The 16950-nt window shown below is 71.9% G+C and carries 18 protein-coding genes and 1 riboswitch; of the genes, 3 read left to right on the forward strand and 15 right to left on the reverse strand.

What is annotated here, in order from left to right; all coding sequences use genetic code 11:
• Positions 1-40: 40 nt before the first annotated feature.
• Positions 41-820: an endonuclease/exonuclease/phosphatase family protein gene (locus ACLQ27_RS02065; protein WP_357490531.1), complete on the reverse strand. Its 780-nt coding sequence runs from the start codon at positions 818-820 to the stop codon at positions 41-43.
• A 183-nt stretch (positions 821-1003) separates the two neighbouring features.
• On the opposite strand from ACLQ27_RS02065, the gene ACLQ27_RS02070 reads away from it, so the two are divergent.
• The gene (locus ACLQ27_RS02070; RefSeq protein WP_308195379.1) at positions 1004-1777 is read left to right on the forward strand and encodes a sulfite exporter TauE/SafE family protein; all 774 of its coding nucleotides are present in this window, start codon (positions 1004-1006) and stop codon (positions 1775-1777) included.
• 25 nt (positions 1778-1802) lie between these two features.
• On the opposite strand, the gene def is transcribed toward ACLQ27_RS02070, so the two are convergent.
• Both def and ACLQ27_RS02080 read right to left on the reverse strand, forming a co-directional pair.
• The gene (gene def, locus ACLQ27_RS02075) at positions 1803-2312 is read right to left on the reverse strand and encodes a peptide deformylase (RefSeq protein ID WP_234586188.1); all 510 of its coding nucleotides are present in this window, start codon (positions 2310-2312) and stop codon (positions 1803-1805) included.
• Between the two features lie 31 nt (positions 2313-2343).
• Complete coding sequence (locus ACLQ27_RS02080) at positions 2344-3537, reverse strand: chorismate-binding protein (protein WP_425865413.1); 1194 nt, start codon at positions 3535-3537, stop codon at positions 2344-2346.
• Positions 3538-3660: 123 nt separating this feature from the next.
• Here ACLQ27_RS02080 and ACLQ27_RS02085 point away from each other — a divergent pair, with 123 nt between their 5' ends.
• Positions 3661-3861 carry a DUF5999 family protein gene (locus ACLQ27_RS02085; RefSeq protein ID WP_234586185.1) on the forward strand — a complete coding sequence of 67 codons (201 nt, stop codon included), beginning with the start codon at positions 3661-3663 and terminating at the stop codon, positions 3859-3861.
• Positions 3862-3986: 125 nt separating this feature from the next.
• Here ACLQ27_RS02085 and gcvP read toward each other — a convergent pair whose 3' ends face one another.
• From gcvP to ACLQ27_RS02100, 3 genes are all read right to left on the reverse strand, one after another.
• Positions 3987-6821 carry an aminomethyl-transferring glycine dehydrogenase gene (gene gcvP / locus ACLQ27_RS02090; RefSeq protein WP_425865414.1) on the reverse strand — a complete coding sequence of 945 codons (2835 nt, stop codon included), beginning with the start codon at positions 6819-6821 and terminating at the stop codon, positions 3987-3989.
• Positions 6822-6892: 71 nt separating this feature from the next.
• Positions 6893-6991: riboswitch (glycine riboswitch) on the reverse strand.
• 60 nt (positions 6992-7051) lie between these two features.
• Positions 7052-7912 (reverse strand): NAD-dependent protein deacetylase, encoded by an 861-nt coding sequence (locus ACLQ27_RS02095; RefSeq protein ID WP_425865415.1) that lies wholly within the window; start codon positions 7910-7912, stop codon positions 7052-7054.
• Between the two features lie 143 nt (positions 7913-8055).
• Positions 8056-9123, reverse strand: a complete 1068-nt coding sequence (locus ACLQ27_RS02100) for a MerR family transcriptional regulator (protein WP_425865416.1) — start codon at positions 9121-9123, stop codon at positions 8056-8058.
• A 101-nt stretch (positions 9124-9224) separates the two neighbouring features.
• Here ACLQ27_RS02100 and ACLQ27_RS02105 point away from each other — a divergent pair, with 101 nt between their 5' ends.
• Positions 9225-9881: an SDR family oxidoreductase gene (locus ACLQ27_RS02105; protein WP_425865418.1), complete on the forward strand. Its 657-nt coding sequence runs from the start codon at positions 9225-9227 to the stop codon at positions 9879-9881.
• 39 nt (positions 9882-9920) lie between these two features.
• Here ACLQ27_RS02105 and ACLQ27_RS02110 read toward each other — a convergent pair whose 3' ends face one another.
• The 9 genes from ACLQ27_RS02110 to gcvH form a co-directional block, all read right to left on the reverse strand.
• Entirely contained in the window at positions 9921-10865 is a 945-nt protein-coding gene (locus tag ACLQ27_RS02110) for an SAM-dependent methyltransferase (protein ID WP_425865421.1), read from the reverse strand.
• Positions 10866-10983: 118 nt separating this feature from the next.
• On the reverse strand, positions 10984-11679 hold the full coding sequence (locus tag ACLQ27_RS02115) for a DivIVA domain-containing protein (RefSeq protein ID WP_234586171.1): 696 nt from the start codon (positions 11677-11679) through the stop codon (positions 10984-10986).
• Between the two features lie 52 nt (positions 11680-11731).
• Positions 11732-12898, reverse strand: coding sequence for a globin domain-containing protein (locus ACLQ27_RS02120; RefSeq protein WP_425865422.1), 1167 nt, complete (start codon positions 12896-12898; stop codon positions 11732-11734).
• A 2-nt stretch (positions 12899-12900) separates the two neighbouring features.
• Positions 12901-13299: a group I truncated hemoglobin gene (locus ACLQ27_RS02125; protein WP_308195378.1), complete on the reverse strand. Its 399-nt coding sequence runs from the start codon at positions 13297-13299 to the stop codon at positions 12901-12903.
• Between the two features lie 363 nt (positions 13300-13662).
• Positions 13663-14259 (reverse strand): MerR family transcriptional regulator, encoded by a 597-nt coding sequence (locus tag ACLQ27_RS02130; RefSeq protein ID WP_234586138.1) that lies wholly within the window; start codon positions 14257-14259, stop codon positions 13663-13665.
• 191 nt (positions 14260-14450) lie between these two features.
• Positions 14451-14915, reverse strand: coding sequence for a bifunctional nuclease family protein (locus ACLQ27_RS02135; protein ID WP_007460347.1), 465 nt, complete (start codon positions 14913-14915; stop codon positions 14451-14453).
• A 185-nt stretch (positions 14916-15100) separates the two neighbouring features.
• The gene (locus ACLQ27_RS02140) at positions 15101-15802 is read right to left on the reverse strand and encodes a MerR family transcriptional regulator (RefSeq protein WP_234586290.1); all 702 of its coding nucleotides are present in this window, start codon (positions 15800-15802) and stop codon (positions 15101-15103) included.
• Positions 15803-15852: 50 nt separating this feature from the next.
• A complete protein-coding gene (odhI, locus tag ACLQ27_RS02145) occupies positions 15853-16305 on the reverse strand; it encodes an oxoglutarate dehydrogenase inhibitor Odhl (protein WP_007071101.1) in 453 nt (150 codons plus the stop codon).
• A 217-nt stretch (positions 16306-16522) separates the two neighbouring features.
• Entirely contained in the window at positions 16523-16903 is a 381-nt protein-coding gene (gene gcvH, locus ACLQ27_RS02150) for a glycine cleavage system protein GcvH (RefSeq protein WP_234586125.1), read from the reverse strand.
• Positions 16904-16950 lie beyond the last annotated feature (47 nt).

Here is a 16950-nt window from a genome sequence, read left to right on the forward strand (position 1 = left end):
TTGCGGCTCGGCGCTGGCCGCGTGGAGTCGGGGTCGGTCGTCAGCCGAGGTCGACCAGCAGGGGGCGGTGGTCGGAGATGGTGGACGGTGGTGCGGTGACGGCCCGTACGGGTGGGAGCTGGCCGAGGGCGTGCCGGTCGGCCAGGACGTGGTCGAGTTGGACGCGGGGCTGCCCGGCGGGGTAGGTGGGCCGTCGGCCCAGGGGGCGCCAGCCGGAGATGAACCGGGCGGGGCCGGCGGGCAGGTTGAGGTCGCCGAGCAGGACGCGGGGGCCGGGTAGCGCGCGCAGGGCGCGCACGGTCTGGCGGAGTTGGCGGGCGTTCCAGCCGGGCACGAAGGACAGGTGGGTCGCGGCGGCGGTGAGGGGGCCGTGTGGGGTGTCGAGGACGGCGGCGAGGACGACGCGGGGTTCGTCGTGCAGCAGGATGAGGCCGCCGCCGGGGCCGGGGACGTAGACCGGTGAGCGTACGGGGGCGGGCTTGAGTCGGGTGACGTGCCAGCTGCGTACGGGGTAGCGGCTGATGAGGCCGATGCCGTAGCAGGGTTCGCCGTGGCCGTCGTCGTCGTGGCGCAGGGGGCGGAACTGTTCGCCGGGGGTGCCGACGACGGCGGCGGCGAAGCGGTGGTGTGGCGCGTCGAGGGCCCGGGCGGCGATGGCGGTGAGGTCGAGGTTGCCGCTGCGGTGTTGGTCGCGGTCGACCTCCTGCAGGGCGAGGACGTCGGCGTCGAGGGCGCGTACGGCGGCGGCGAGGCGGTCGGGGTTGACGAGTCCGTCGGTCAGGGATCGGCCGTGCAGCAGGTTGAAGGTGGCCAGGCGCACTCCTGCACCTTACGTCCCCGTGGGAGGGTTGCCGTGTGGTGAAGGTGCTGCTGTGTTCGATGCTGGTGTTCGTGGCGGTTGGCGCGTTGGGGGTGTGGTTGCGGCGTACGCGGGGTCGGTGAGCGGTGAGTCTTGCCACTTCGGGGGCCGGTCGGGCGCGTCGGGTGGGAAGAATTGCGGCCCGTGGACGCCGTATCGCTGAGTACGTTGCTGGTCGCCGCGGCGATGGCCGGGTGGGTGGACGCCGTGGTCGGCGGTGGTGGGTTGTTGCTGTTGCCGGCGTTGCTGGTGGCCGCGCCGGGGTTGCCGGTGGCCACGGCGTTGGGCACGAACAAGTTGGCGGCGATCTTCGGTACGACGACGGCGGCGGCGACGTACGCGCGGCGCACGAAGCTCGACTGGCGGGTGGTGGGGCCGGCGGCGGGGTTGGCGGTGCTCAGCGCCGGGGTGGGTGCGGCGTTGGCCGGGGCGGTGCCGGCGTCGGCGTACCGGCCGGTGGTGTTGGTGGTCCTGGTGGCGGTGGCGGCGTTCGTGCTGCTGCGTCCGCGGCTGGGGGTGGTGGCGGTGCCGGCGCGGCGGACGCCGGTGCGGGTCGCGGTGGCGATCGGTGTGGCCGGTGTGGGTATCGCCCTGTACGACGGGTTGATCGGGCCGGGTACGGGGACGTTCCTGGTGGTGGCGTTCACGGCGCTGATCGGTGCGGACTTCGTGCACGGGTCGGCGATGGCGAAGGTGATCAACGCGGGCACGAACCTGGGCGCGTTGGTGGTGTTCGGGGTGACCGGGCACGTGTGGTGGTTGCTGGGCGCGGGGATGGCGGTGTGCAACGTCGCGGGCGCGGTGCTGGGTGCGCGGATGGCGTTGCGGCGCGGGTCGGGGTTCGTGCGGGTGGTGCTGCTGGTCGTGGTGCTGGCGTTGGTCGCCAAGTTGGGTCACGACCAGTGGGTGGCCCGCTGACCGGGCGGGCCCGGGTGCGGGGGCTCTAGGCGCGGCGGCTGGGTGAGTCGAAGCGGCCGGCGCGGATCTCGCGCAGGGCCCGGCGGCGGGTGTCGCCGCGCAGGGTGTCGACGTAGAGGGTGCCGCGCAGGTGGTCGGTCTCGTGTTGCAGGGCGCGGGCGAGGAAGCCGGTGCCGCTGATGGTGAGTGGTTCGCCGTTCTGGTCGACGCCGTGGGCGGTGGCGTGCAGGGCCCGTACGGTCGGGAAGTACAGCCCGGGGATGGACAGGCAGCCTTCCTCGTCGTCCTGGAGTTCGTCGGACAGTTCCAGGGTGGGGTTGATGAGGTGGCCGCGGTGGCCGTCGGCGTCGTAGACGAACACCTGGGCGTCGACGCCGATCTGCGGTGCGGCGACGCCGGCGCGGCCGGGTTCGCCCAGCAGGGTGTCCATCAGGTCGGTGACCAGGGCGCGCAGCTCGGCGTCGAAGGTGGTGACCGGCTCGCATTCGGTGCGCAGGACGGGGTCGCCGATGATCCGGATGGGCCGCATGGTCATGGGGGTCAGCGTATCGCCGCCGGTGGCCGGGTCAGCGTCCGGCCAGGGTGGCGCGGATGGGCGCGGTTTTCGCTGCGGCTTCGGCGACCTCGGCGGCGGGGTCGCTGTCCCAGGTGATGCCGCCGCCGGCCCAGGTGTGCATCATGTCGCCGTCGGTGGCGGCGGTGCGGATGGTCAGGCCGAGGTCGACGTGCCCGGGTGCGACCCAGCCGAGGGCGCCCATGCTGGCGCCGCGGCCGACGGGTTCTCCGGCGGCGATGTGGGTCAGGGCGGCGAGTTTCGGCGCCCCGGTGACGGAGCCGCCGGGGCAGGTGGCGCGCAGCAGGTCGGCCAGGCCGAGGCCGTCGGCGGCGGTGGCGCGCACTGTCGACTCGGCCTGCCACAGGTCGCACCAGCGGCGTACGGCGAACAGGTCGTCGACGGTGACGGTGCCGGTGCGGGCGATGCGGGCGAGGTCGTTGCGTTCCAGGTCGACGATCATGATGTGTTCGGCGCGTTCCTTGGCGCTGCTGAGTAGTTCGGCGCGGCCGGCGGCGGTGGCGGGGCGGGTGCCCTTGATGGGTCGGGTGATCAGGTGTCCGTCGCGGACCTCGATGAGGGTTTCCGGTGAGGCGCAGCCGATGGCCCAGCCGTGGCCGGTGAGGACTCCGCCGTAGCGGGCGCCGGGCAGCGCGCCGAGGCGGCGCAGGGCGGGCAGGGGGTCGCCGGTGTAGGGGGCGGCGGCGTGGCCGACGAGGTTGGCCTGGTAGACGTCGCCGCGGCCGATGGCGGCGCGGATGGCGTCGACGGCGGCGGCGTGCTGCTCGGGTGTCCAGCTGTCGGTCCAGTCGCCGAGCCACCAGGGTGTCGCCGTGCGGGCGGGGGCGCGTCGGGCGGGAGTGTGGTCGTAGACGACGACGGCGAGGTCGGGCAGGGTCGGGGCGGGTTCGGGCGCCGCGGTGGGGGCGCCGGCCAGGTGTGCTCCGGCGGCGGCGGACAGGTAGAGGGCGGCGCCGCAGGCGCGGGTGTCGTGGTGGGTGGGTTTGGGCCGGGTGAGGTCGCGTAGGTTCAGGCCGTGCGCGGCGAGGAATTCCTCGGCGAGGACCGCGGGGTCGCCGCCGTCGGTGCGGCGCCAGTGCAGGCGGGCGCGTTCAGCGAGCGTGTCGCGACACGCGGTGGGTGCCGCCGGCACATCGACAGGCACCTGTGGGAGCGTTTCCACGCCGTATGGTCCGACCTTCCTCATCCGTTCAGTGGATTTCCCGTACGCCAGGCCGGCACCTGCTCGATGCTGGACACTTTCGCTTGGTACTGTGCGTCACTGGTCATGTGAACCATGACACAGTGCCCCCACAGTCCGGAGAACCCGATGTGCCAGCACCAACCGACCTGCCCCTTAGCTGAAGCCACCGACCGGGAAGCCGCCCGGGTCCTCGCCTGCTTCCCTGAGCAGGGCTGGAGCCTGCTCTGCAACGGCGTGATCGTCTTCGAGGACACCGGCGAGCTGCTCCCCGACGGCAGCAGCATCGCACCGCACCGCGGCCCCGCCCGACACGCTCTCGTGGCCTGAACGACCACCCAGCGTCACCACACCAGCCGCCGTCGACCCAGGCTAGTCCCCCGGTACGGGACGTCTGCGCCCAGGTCGCGGCGTAGCCGGGGCGGCCCGAAACCGCCCGCCCCGGCCTGCCGACGTCAGTCCTCGAACGCCTCCGGCGACGGGCACGAGCAGACCAGGTTCCGGTCTCCGTACGCGCCGTCGATGCGCCGCACCGGCGGCCAGTACTTCCCGGCCCGGTCGACCCCGCCCGGGTACGCGCCCACCGAACGCGGGTACGCGTGCGGCCACTCGTCGCCGCTGACCATCGCCGCGGTGTGCGGCGCGTTCGCCAGGGGGTTGTCCCCCGCCGGCCACTGCCCCGACCCCACCTGGTCGATCTCCGCGCGGATCGCGATCATCGCGTCGCAGAACCGGTCCAGCTCGGCCAGGTCCTCGCTCTCGGTCGGTTCGACCATCAGCGTCCCGGCGACGGGGAACGACATCGTCGGCGCGTGGAAGCCGTAGTCGATCAGGCGCTTCGCCACGTCGTCGACGCTCACCCCGGTCGCCTTGGTCAACGGCCGCAGATCGAGGATGCACTCGTGGGCCACCAGGCCCTTGTTGCCGGCGTACAGCACCGGGTAGTGCCCGCGCAGCCGCGCCGCCACGTAGTTCGCGGCGAGGACCGCCACGCCGGTGGCCCGGGTCAGGCCCTCGGCGCCCATCATCCGCAGGTACGCCCACGGGATCGGCAGGATGCCCGCCGACCCGTACTTCGCCGCCGAGATCGCCGGGGTGGCGTCGGCGTGCGCGCCGAGCGGGTCACCGGGCAGGAACGGCGCCAGGTGCGCGCGCACCGCCACCGGGCCCACCCCGGGGCCGCCGCCGCCGTGCGGGATGCAGAACGTCTTGTGCAGGTTCAGGTGCGACACGTCCGCCCCGAACCTGCCGGGCTTGGCGAACCCGACCAGGGCGTTGAGGTTCGCCCCGTCGACGTACACCTGGCCGCCGGCGTCGTGGACCTTCGCGCACAGCGACGCGATGCCCGTCTCGTACACGCCGTGCGTCGACGGGTACGTCACCATGATCGCGGCGAGCGCGTCGCGGTGCTTGTCGATCTTCGCGTCGAGGTCGACGAGGTCGACGTTGCCGTCGTCGTCGCAGGCCACCACGACGACCCGCATGCCGGCCATCACCGCCGACGCCGCGTTGGTGCCGTGCGCCGACGACGGGATCAGGCACACGTCGCGGTGCGCCTGGTCCCGCGACGCGTGGTAGGAGCGGATGGCCAGCAGACCGGCCAGCTCACCCTGCGACCCGGCGTTGGGTTGCACGCTCACCGCGTCGTAGCCGGTCACCTCGGCCAGCCACGACTCCAGCTGACCGATCATCTCCCGGTACCCGGCGGTCTGGTCGTCCGGCGCGAACGGGTGGATGTTGGCGAACTCCGCCCAGGAGATCGGCTCCATCTCGGTGGTCGCGTTCAGCTTCATCGTGCACGACCCGAGCGGGATCATGCCCCGGTCCAGGGCGTAGTCGAAGTCCGACAGCCGCCGCAGGTAGCGCAGCATCGCCGTCTCCGAGTGGTGGCTACGGAACACCGGGTGGGTCAGGAAGTCGCTGGTACGGGCCAGGGCCCCCCGGATTGGGCTCTCGTCGAAGTCGCGGGGAGTGGTGGTGCGGAACTCGACACCGAACGCGGCCACCACCGCCTTCACGTGTGCGCCCGTGGTGGTCTCGTCGCATGAGATGCCCACCCGGTCGGCGTCGATCAGCCGCAGGTTGACGCCGCCGTCCGCTGCGGCCGCGACCACCTCCGCGGCCTGTCCCGGCACGATCGCGGTGATCGTGTCGAAGAACCGCTGGTGTTCCAGCTCGATGCCCGCGCCGCGCAGCACCGCCCCGAGCGAAGCCGCCATCCGGTGGGTACGCGCCGCGATGGCGCGCAGCCCGTCCGGGCCGTGGTAGACGGCGTACATGCCGGCCATCACCGCGAGGAGCACCTGGGCGGTGCAGATGTTGCTGGTCGCCTTCTCCCGCCGGATGTGCTGCTCGCGGGTCTGCAACGCCAGCCGGTAGGCCGGGTTGCCGTCCGCGTCGCGGGACACCCCGACCAGGCGCCCGGGCAGCATCCGCTCCAGGCCCGAGCGCACGGCCAGGTAACCGGCGTGCGGCCCACCGAAGCCCATCGGTACGCCGAAGCGCTGGGTGGTGCCGGCGGCGATGTCCGCGCCGATCTCCCCCGGCGCCCGCAGCAGCGTCAACGCCAGCAGGTCCGCCGCGACGGTCACCAGGGCCCCGACGGCGTGCGCCGCCTCGACGAGACCCGCGTGGTCGCGCACCGCGCCGGACGCGCCCGGGTACTGCAGGTGCAGGCCGAAGAACTCGGCCGGCAGCTCGTCGCGCTCGACGTCGAGGACCCGCACGTCGATGCCGAGTGGCACCGCCCGGCTGGTGATCACCGCGATGGTCTGCGGCAGGGCGTCGGCGTCGACGACGTACACCCCGCTTTTGCTCTTGGACGCCCGCCGGGCGAGGGTCATCGCCTCCGCGGCGGCGGTGCCCTCGTCGAGCATGGAGGCGTTCGCGGTGGCCAGGCCGGTCAGGTCGGTGACCATCGTCTGGAAGTTCAGCAGCGCCTCGAGGCGGCCCTGACTGATCTCCGGCTGGTACGGCGTGTACGCCGTGTACCAGGCCGGGTCCTCCAGGACGTTCCGGCGGATCACCGCCGGGGTGTGCGTGCCGTGGTAGCCCAGGCCGATCATCGACACGGCGACGGTGTTGCGGGCCGCGAGGGCCCGCAGCTCGGCGATCGCCTCGGCCTCGGTGGCCGCCTCCGGCAGGTCGAGGGTGCCGTGCCAGCGGATGACCTCGGGGATCGCGGCGTCCATCAGCTCGTCGATCGAGTCGTGGCCGACGACCTCCAGCATGCGACGCTCATCGTCGGGGCCGGGACCGATGTGACGGGTGGCGAACTGCTCTACGGACATCTTTGGCGCTCCCGGGCGAGGTCGACGGATCGGCCTCCCCCTCTGTCGCGCCCGCACAGCGCTCCACAGTGCCTGCCCACGAGGTCCTTTTGCCTGAGAGGTTCCGGGGAGGATTTGCCCCTTCGGCGCCGCCCCTGCTGCTCTCGGGCGGTCTCTCCCACGTGGGTGGTACCGGCATGGTCAACGCTACCAGCGCCGGTGTTTCCGGCTCATGTCCTACCCCTGTGACGTCACACGCCGGCCGCTGTGGCCAGCGGCGCGGCCTCGCCGGCGACCCGGTCGACGAGCGCCGGCAGCAGCGCTCCCAGCGGCGCGTCGAGGCACACAGTGGCGTACCCGTCACCCCGGGTCGGCCCCTGGTTGACAATCGCGACCGGAATGCCGTGTTTCGCCGCGCGGATCACGAACCGGCGCCCCGACATGACAGTCAACGACGACCCGAGCACCACCACCGCCCGCGCCTGCTCCACCAGCGCGAAACACCGCGCCACCCGCTCGGGCGGCACCGTCTCACCGAAGAACACGACGTCCGGTTTCAGCATCCCCGTCCCACAGATCCCGCAGTCGACCGGCCGGAACCCGGCCACCTGCTCATCGGGGAGATCCACATCACCGTCCGGGTTGACCGCGGCGGCGCGGGCCACGAAGTCCGGGTTGGCCTCGCGCAGCCGCCGGTCCACCTCCTCGCGGGAGGTCAGGTTGCCGCAGTCCAGGCAGACCACCTCGTCGAGGCGCCCGTGCAACTCGACCACCCGGTCGCTGCCCGCGGCACCGTGCAACCCGTCGACGTTCTGTGTGATCACCGCGTCGACCAGACCGGCGCGTTGCAGCCGCGCCACCGCCCGGTGCCCGGCGTTCGGTGCCGCGCGGGCGATCAACCGCCACCCCAGGTGGCTGCGCGCCCAGTACCGCCGCCGGGCGACGGGATCCCGGGTGAACGCCTGGAAGGTCATCGGGGTGTGCCGGCGGGCCACCCCGCTGGGCCCCCGATAGTCCGGGATACCCGACTCGGTGGACAGCCCCGCACCGCTGAGCACCACCACGCCGCCGCCGGCCACCAGCGAGGTCAACGCCTCCAGGCTCTTCGTCACCCCTTCATGCTGCCTCAGCGTGCCCGCCGACGCCGAACACCGCCGGCAGCCGGCCACGTGCGACGCCGTACGCCCGGCAGCGGCCTCGTCCGGTGCCGGCGGCCGCCGGCACCGCACCCGCGCGACGGCCACCCCGCCGCGCTCTAGACCGCGAGGACGTCGGCGACGACGCAGGCGATGTTGTCCGGCGCCCCCGCGGCCCGCGCGGCGTCGACCAGGGCCCGCACCGCGTGCTCCGGATCGGCCGCCGCGCTCAGTGTCGAGAACAGGGCGACCCGGTCGACGACAGCCCACAGCCCGTCGGAGCACAGCAGGTACCGGTCACCGGGCAACGCCGCCCGCAACGCCAGGTCGGCCTCGACCTGCTGACCGCCGCCCAGCGCGCGCACCAGCACCGCCCGCTGGGGATGCGCGCCCGCCTCGTCGCGGTCGAGCCGGCCCTGATCCACCTGCGCCTGCACCCACGTGTGGTCCTGCGTCAACAGGGACAGCTCACCGTCGCGCAGCAGGTACGCGCGGGTGTCACCGACGTGCACCAGCGCCAGGTGGGTGCCGCTGCGCAGCAGCGCGGTCAGCGTGGTCGCCGGCTGGTGGTCGTCGGTCGCCAACTCGCGCACGACCCGGTCCGCGTCGGTGACCGCCCCCGCCAGCATCGTCAGCAGGTCGACGGCCGGCCCGTCGGCGAGTTCCAACGCGGTGAGCGCGTGGACGGCGGCGGCGCTCGCCGCCCCGCCGCCGGGCCCCCGTACCCCGTCGGCGACGGCCAGCAACCGCTCACTGGCGTACGCGACGTCCTCGTTGCTGTCCCGCACGGTCCCGGTGTCACAACCGGCGGCGTAGCGGACGGCGACGGTGCGGTTCGTTCTCGACACGGTGGCGCTCCCCTCGGACAGGTGATCCACGAGGAGGCCGGCGAGCCGGGCGCGGGCCGCGGTGTCGACCGACACCTGCCGCCAGTACGCGGTGACGGCCTCCGCCGCCGCCGCGGGTTCCAGCTCGCACACGGCGCGGATCTGCGCCAGCGGCATGCCGATGCGACGCAACTGGGCCACCAGCCGGGCCAGCGGCACCTGCCGCGGGTCGTAGAGCCGGTATCCCGACTCGGAATCCACCGCGGCCGGCGCCAGCACCCCCACCCGTCCGTACAGGTGCAACGCCTTCGGCGTCAGTCCCGCCGCCCGGGCGAACGCCCCGATGGTCAACAACCCCACGTCGGCTTCCTCCTCGCGCCGGTCACGGTGACCGGCACGCACCAGCCTGGGGGTTGCCCGCAGGTCAAGGTCAAGCCCGGCGACAGCGGTAGGTTGGGCACATGCGTGTTGTCATCGCCGGAGGCCACGGCAAGATCGCCCTGCTGCTCCAGCGGCACCTCGCCGACCGCGGCGACACCGCCGTCGGCCTGATCCGCAACCCCGACCAGGCCGACGACCTGCGCGCCGCCGGCGCCACAGCGGTCGTCTGCGACCTCGAACACGTCGACGTCGACGAGGTCGCCGCGCACCTGCGCGACGCCGACGCGGTGGTCTTCGCCGCCGGCGCCGGCCCCGGCAGCGGCGCCGCCCGCAAGGACACCGTCGACCGGGGCGCCGCCGCGCTGCTCGCCGACGCCGCCACCCGCGCCGGCGTCCACCGCTACCTGCTGGTGTCCTCCATGGGCGTGGACAAGCCACCCGCCGCCGGCACCGACGACGTGTGGGCCGCCTACCTACGCGCCAAACGAGCCGCCGAGGACGACCTGCGCGCCCGCGACCTGGCCTGGACGGTGCTGCGCCCCGGCCGGCTCACCGACGACGAACCCACCGGGCAGGTCACCCTCACCCCACACGCCGGCGGCGGCGCGATCAGCCGCGCCGATGTCGCCCACGTCCTCGCCGCGCTCCTGGACGAACCCCGCACCGCCGGCACGACCCTGGAACTCGTCGACGGCCCCACCCCGATCGCCGACGCCATCCGCGCCGCCGCCACCTGACCGACCCAACCGTCGAGGGGCACCCCCGGTCGGCGGAGGTCAGCCCCCGGGGTGGTGCGCGGCGACCAGCACCGGCCCGCCGGGCACGGTCGGGAAACGACGGACATCCACCAGCCCCGCCCCCTCCAGCACCTGCGCCATCCGGTCCGCGTCGAAGGCGTTGCCGCCGTTGCGGACCGCGTTCCACCGGCCCACCGCCGCCCGCAACGGATCCGCCGCCGGCGGGTTGGTGCCCGCCACCAGCCAGCCGCCCGGCCGCAACGCCTGCACCAGCCGGGGCAACGCCACCGTCAACGTCTGCTGGGGCAGGAACGGCGCCGGCAGCCACACCAGGTCGTACCCGCCCGGCTCGGCCACCTCCGCGACGTCCTGACGGCGCAGACTGATCCGATCCGCGACGTCGGGCGCTGCGGCCAACTCCCCGCGGGCCAGGTCCAACGCCCGCTGCAACACGTCGATCCCCACCACCGACGCCCGGGGCAACGCCCGGGCCAGGGCAACCGCCAACGCCGCCACACCGGTGCCCACGTCCAGCACCCGGCCGTCCGTCGAGCCCAGGCGCCGCGCCAGCCCCGGCAACTCGGGCACCACCCGGGTGGCCAACGCCCGGCCGGTCGCCGCCGACGCCCGACCCTGATGCAGCAACACCTCGTCGCCCAACTCCGCCCAACCGGTCCCGCCCGGCCCCGACGGCTCCTGCGCCGCCGCGGCGACCGCCTGCCGCAGCGAACTCAACCGCGCCTGCACCGCGCTGCGCCCGGTCGGCCCGTCGGCAGCCAACAGCGACGGGTGCGCGACCGGCACCCCAGCATGCCAGGACAGCAGACCAGCGGCCTCCAGCACCGCGCTGCGGTGCGGCGACGCCGCGAGGACCTCGGCGAGCGGGGCCGACAGGGCGTCACTCATGGTGCCGACCGCGGCCGCCAGAGCCCACGCCGAAGCCTCCAACGCGGCCAGCGGATCCGGTGAGGGTGATACGGACACGACGGCGCCTCTCCCCGGGGCGGGCCACCGATATCAGCCCCGCCTGGCCCCTTCGACTATGCCACCGCCGCCAGCGCGCCGGGTGGGGTCCACCGCAGCGAACCCCACCCCTGACAACTCACCGCTGGTGGTGACGGGGCAACGCCGCCTGCCCGGCCGCGCCACCCACGAAGGGCGCCCCCGGCGTCTCCTTCGCGATCCGGTCCATCGTGCGCGCCAACTGTTCACTGCCGTCGTCGAGATGCCGCGCCGCCGCCTGCATGTGCGACACCATCATCTCGCCGAAGATCCGCAACGCCTCCCGGGTCGCCACCGTGTCGTCGAAGCTGGACCCGGCCGAACTGCGGTACTCCGTGACCGCCCGCTCAGCCTCCTGCTTCGCCTCCTCCGCCGCCGCCCGCATGTAACTCTCGTACTGCATCCGGGCGTACTCGGCGACCCGCCGCGCGTAGTCGTGCGCCTGCGCGATGATCTGCTCGGCCTCCCGCTGCGCCGCCGACAGCAGATTCACCTCCTTGGCCGCTGGCACCTTCGCCGCCGCCGGCGTACTCGGGATCACCCCGTGACGGTGCAACTCCACCCGGTCGGTGAGCCGCTCATTCTCCGCCCGCAGGTTCGCGATCTGCGTCGCCAACAGATCCAACTCGTCGGCGACCTGCACCCGGAACCGGTCCACGTCCGCGTTGTCGTAGCCACGCCGCGCGAACGGCGCCGTCCCGAACTCCCACCGCCGAACCCGGTCGGAGGTCATCCGCACCTGCACACCGCCGGACACCTGAATACCGTCGTACCGGCTGATCGGGGTCGCGCTCACCGCTCACGCCCTTCCTTCGCGACTGCGGGGCTCGCAAGCTCACTCCTCGCGCTCACCGGTCACCCCCCTCACTCGACTGCTGGACCGCCGTACGCCACGCCGGGCCGTACCACTGCTTGCCCAGACCCTCGTGATGCACCTGACCCTCGTGGTAACCCGCCCGAGCCAACGACTGCACCGCGTGCGACACCATCTCGTCCGACCCGCACACGTACACGTGCCGCGAACGCCAGTCCCCATCGGCCAACGCCCGGTCCACCGCGTACACGAACTCACCCGGGCGGTTCACGTCCGCGCCCACCACGTACGTCACCGTCAACCACGGACACGACGACGCCAACTTGTCGATCGCGTCGCTGTCGTAGAACTCACTGCGCGACCGCGCACCCACGTACAGATCCACGCGACGACCCGACCCCTCCGCGGCGACCTGCTCCACCAGCGCCTTCACCGGCGCCCAGCCGGTGCCCGACGCCAGCAGCAACAGATCACTGGAACCCGCCGACCACAACGACAGGCGGTCCCCCACCGGAGCGGCCAGATGCACGCGGTCCCCCACCGCCGAGCCGTACACCAGCCGCGACGACACCGCGCCACCCGGCGCGGCCCGCACATGCAACTCCAGCGTGCCGTCCGCGCGTGGCGCGTTCGCCGGCGAGTAGTACCGCCACGACCGCACCGACGGATGCGACACCCCGATCGACTGACCCGGGGTGAACGGCAACAGGTACTGCGGACGCACCGTCAACACCGCCACGTCGAACGCCCGCCGCTCATGGGCCACGATCTCGGCCACCCACCACGGCGGGTTCACCGCCTCGGCGGCCTGCGCCGCCTCCATCATCACCTGCGCGATCAGCCCGTACGCGGCAGCCCAGTCCTGGGCCAGCTCATCGGTCCACTGCTCGGCGAGGAAATGCTGCAACGTCGCCAGCAGCGCTTCACCGACCGCCGGATAGTGCTCCGCGCGGACCGCGAACTTACGGTGATCCGCGCCGAGGTCCTGCAGGAAACCCACCAGCCGATCGACCTGGTCCACGTGGGACACGATGTGACCCAACGCGGTGACCAGACGGTCCCGCTGCCCCGCCATGTTCGTGGGGAACATCTGCCGCGTCTCGGGATGCGCCAGAAACAACGTTGAATAGAAGTAGAGCGGCACCTCGTCGCCGTGCCCGGCGACGAGGGACCAACTCTGCTTGAGTCGGGCCGCGTCCACGCTCAGACGCCCGGACGCTCTCCGGTGGCCACCACCTGGTCCTGCACCTGCACCAGCACCGCCCGCACGTCGTCCTGCACGTCGGCCGGAACACCCAGCTCGGCCAGCGTCGCGATCAGGTACTCACCCACCTTGGCGTAGTGCGCCACCGGAATGCCCAACGGCTGGTGCGCCTCGGCCAACCCGCGACCGGTGTACTCGTTCGGGCCGCCCAGCACCACCGTCAACATCAACGCCAGGTGCCGACGCTGACCCGTCATGTCCACAGTGGCGAAATAACCCGCCAACTCCGGATCGGCGAGCACCTTGTCGTAGAACAGCTCCACGGCCGCCTTCACCGAACTCGCACCGCCGATGCGGTCGTAATTCGAGGCTGGAGCGGTCTCTTCCGTAACCGTCACGGTCGTTCCTTCCGGGGTGACAGGTCGCGCGCGCGGTGACGCGCAGGGGCAACGGCCACCGACGCCACACCGTCATGCCACGGCGGCACGCCAGGGACCGTGACGGACCATAGCGTGCCCGCGACCTCCGGTCAGGGCCCCCCTATCGGTTTCCCGACAATTGACGCACACGCACCGTCATCACAAGGGAACCCGAAATCCACCGACGGCAACCAGAAGAGCACCGACAGTGTCCACAGTGGAATCGGCCACCCGGGGAACCCTCACCCGGACACCACGACCTGACCCACAGTCACCAGGCGGCCGCAGCCAAAAAAGTCACCCGTATCAACGGACCGCACGCCAACGGACGCGCACCGCGACTCAGCCGGCCCGACGCCTCGCCCGCCGCGCCGCCAACTCGTCACCCACCGGATCCGACGAGGACCCCACCGCAGGCTCCGCCGGGCCGCTCGCCGCCGGCTCCGCCGGCAGATGCGACAACGACCCCTGAATCTCCTTGAACGCCCCACCGATCGCGATCCCGAAGACGCCCTGGCCACCCTGCAACAGGTCGACCACCTCCTCCGGAGACCGGCACTCGTACACCGTCGTCCCGTCGGAGATCAACGTGATGCCCGCCAGATCCTCCACACCACGCGACCGCAACGCCTCGATCGCCTTGCGGATGTTCTGCAGGGACACCCCCGCGTCCAACAACCGCTTCACGACCTTCAACACCACCAGATCGCGGAACGAGTACAACCGCTGCGTCCCCGAACCCGACGCGTCGCGCACACTCGGCACCACAAGCGTCGTCCGCGCCCAGTAATCCAACTGCCGGTAACTGATGCCCACCGCGTGGCAGGCCGTCACACCTCGGTAGCCCACCGAGCCGTCACCCTCAGTCGCCACACCCGGCGACGACGCGCCCGGCTCACCCACCTGTGTACCCGGATCAGGATCCTGCGGCTCGTGCATCCGGACAACCTCCCCGTCAGTGCGGCGACGCATCGTTTCGTCCGACGCGCACCCCTCGACACGGCAACCCTAACGCCACCTTCAGGGGTTACCACGGAGGAACCGACGCGACACGCCGCGCAGCCACCGAGAAAGATCACCACCACGCGCTGACGTCACCCACCGTGACACCAACGCGGAACCGAAGCCGCTCAGCCCGCGAAATCCTCCGGACGCACCTGCTCCAAGAACTCGCGGAACTTCTCCACCTCATCCTCCTGCTCATCGGGGATAACGATCCCCGCCTCGCTGAGGACCTGCTCCGCACAACGAATCGGCGCACCGACGCGCAACGCCAACGCGATCGAATCGCTCGGCCGCGCCGACACCCGCACCCCATCGCCGATCAGGAGATCCGCGTAGAACACGTTCTCCTTCAGCTCGGTGATCTCCACCGCCTGCAACGGCGCCTGCAACGCCGCCAACACATCCCGCAAAAGATCATGCGTCAACGGACGGGCCGGCTTGACCCCCTGCTGCTCATAAGCGATAGCCGTGGCCTCGACCGCGCCGATCCAGATCGGCAGATAGCGGTCGCCCTCGACCTCCCTGAGCAGGACGATCGGCTGGTTGCTGGGCAGCTCCACCCGAACTCCGACCACGCTCAGCTCGCGCACCGCCGCCTCCGTGTCGTTGTCACCTACGCCGCACCGCGCCCTTCCCTGCACGGTACACGGACCGCAACACGGTCGTCCGATGCGCTACAGCACCACGCCCGCGCCAGAGAGGGGTTACCCCGGCAAGCCTACGGCACGCTTCGCAGAAGAGATCTTTCCGCTCCACCGCCACCTGCCGGGCACCCTCACCGACCCAACGTCGACCGCAGCCCCACCCGCACCAACGCCGCGTGCAACTGCTCCGACAACGCCACCAACTCCCGCGCCGTCTCCGCCGCCCGCGCCCGCGCCGCCGGATCACTCTGCCGCGCCAACGGCGCCACCAACTGCGCGAACAACCCGACCTCACGATCGGCCGCACTCCGGTAACCCCGCAGGTGCCGCGGCTCCAACCCGTACGCCGCCAAACCCGCCACCGCCGACGCGATGATCAACGCATCCGCGTCATACCACCCCGGCGGATCCGACACCAGCACACCGAGCCGCTCCAACTCCACAAGCGTCGACTCGTCGATCCCACTGCGGGCCACCAGCTCAGCCCGGCCGAGCCGCACCTGCGACGACTCGGCCGGCTCCGCCGACTCTCGACCCGGCACCTCACCATCGGGCCCCACCGCGACCAACGCCGGCCGTGACCGCTCCGGCTGCTCGCCGGACGAATCCCACTGCGCCAACTGCTCACGGATCACCCGCAACGGCAGGTACCGGTCCCGCTGCGCGGTCAGCACGAACCGCAACCGCGCCACATCGTCCCAGCTGTACTTCCGGTAACCCGCCGCCGTCCGCTGCGGCTCCACCAGCCCCTCGGCCTCGAGGAACCGCAGCTTCGAAATCGTCGTGTCCGGGAAATCCACCCGCAACTGCCCCAGCACCTCACCGATGCTCATCAGCGGCTGGGACCGGGCCGCCCCGGGTGGCGTGGAGGCCGCAGGCTCGTTCACCCCCGGCCGGCCTCCTCCTCCGGGCGCGGACCGGCGATGAACACCACCCGGAACTTACCGATCTGTACCTCGTCACCATTGCTCAACGTGGCCGCCTCGACCCGCTCACGATTCACGTACGTGCCGTTGAGGCTACCCACGTCCCGCACCGTGAACGTCCCACCATCACGGTGGAACTCCGCGTGCCGGCGCGACACCGTCACATCGTCGAGGAAGATGTCACTGTCCGGGTGCCGGCCACTGGTCGTCACATCGTGGTCCAACAGGAACCGGGCACCCGCATTCGGGCCGCGACGAACCACCAGCAACGCCATACCCGGCGGCAACGAACCGGACATCCGGCTCGGCACCACATCGGTGTCCGGCCCTTCCAGCACTTCGTCGAGCGAGCCGAGATTGAGCGTCGAGGTGACGTCGAGTGGGGGGAACTCGTCGTCTGGGCGCGTCATGGGACCACCTCACGGATCTGTTCGGTCGGCGTCGGGTAATGGCGGGTCTGGCCGCCGGGCGCTCGTCCACCCGGCGGCTGGCTCCCCGTGCCCGGGAAGGCAATTCCACAACGCTCAACTAATGGGTTCTTCTCGGTCGACTGGGCGAGCCTAGCCAGCGCCGAAATGCAGGGCAACCGGACGCGCGCAGACATCCCGCACACCGGATCAAGCACACTCAGCCTTCGGTGATCTTCTGGTACGCGCCCGCCGTCAGCAACCCGTCCGTCGCCGTCGGATCGTTCGGCGTGATCTCCACCAGCCAACCCGCACCGTACGGATCCGTGTTGATCAGCTCAGGAGTGTCACCCAGCGCGTCGTTACGCGCCGCCACCGTGCCCGCAACCGGCGCGTAGATCTCCGACACACTCTTGGTCGACTCGATCTCACCCAGCGAGTCACCGACCGCGACGGCCGCACCCACCTCCGGCAACTGCACGTACACGATGTCACCCAACGCGTCCTGCGCGAAGTGCGTAATGCCGACCCGCACCGAGCCGGTACCGTCACCCGCCACCCACTCATGCTCGGCGGTGTATCGCAGATCCTCGGGAATCACCAGACGCGTCCTTCATCCATCGGTGCCCCGGACCACCCGGGCCCGGC

Origin of the sequence: Micromonospora sp. DT63 (genome assembly GCF_049841615.1) — a bacterium.
Taxonomy (GTDB): domain Bacteria; phylum Actinomycetota; class Actinomycetes; order Mycobacteriales; family Micromonosporaceae; genus Micromonospora.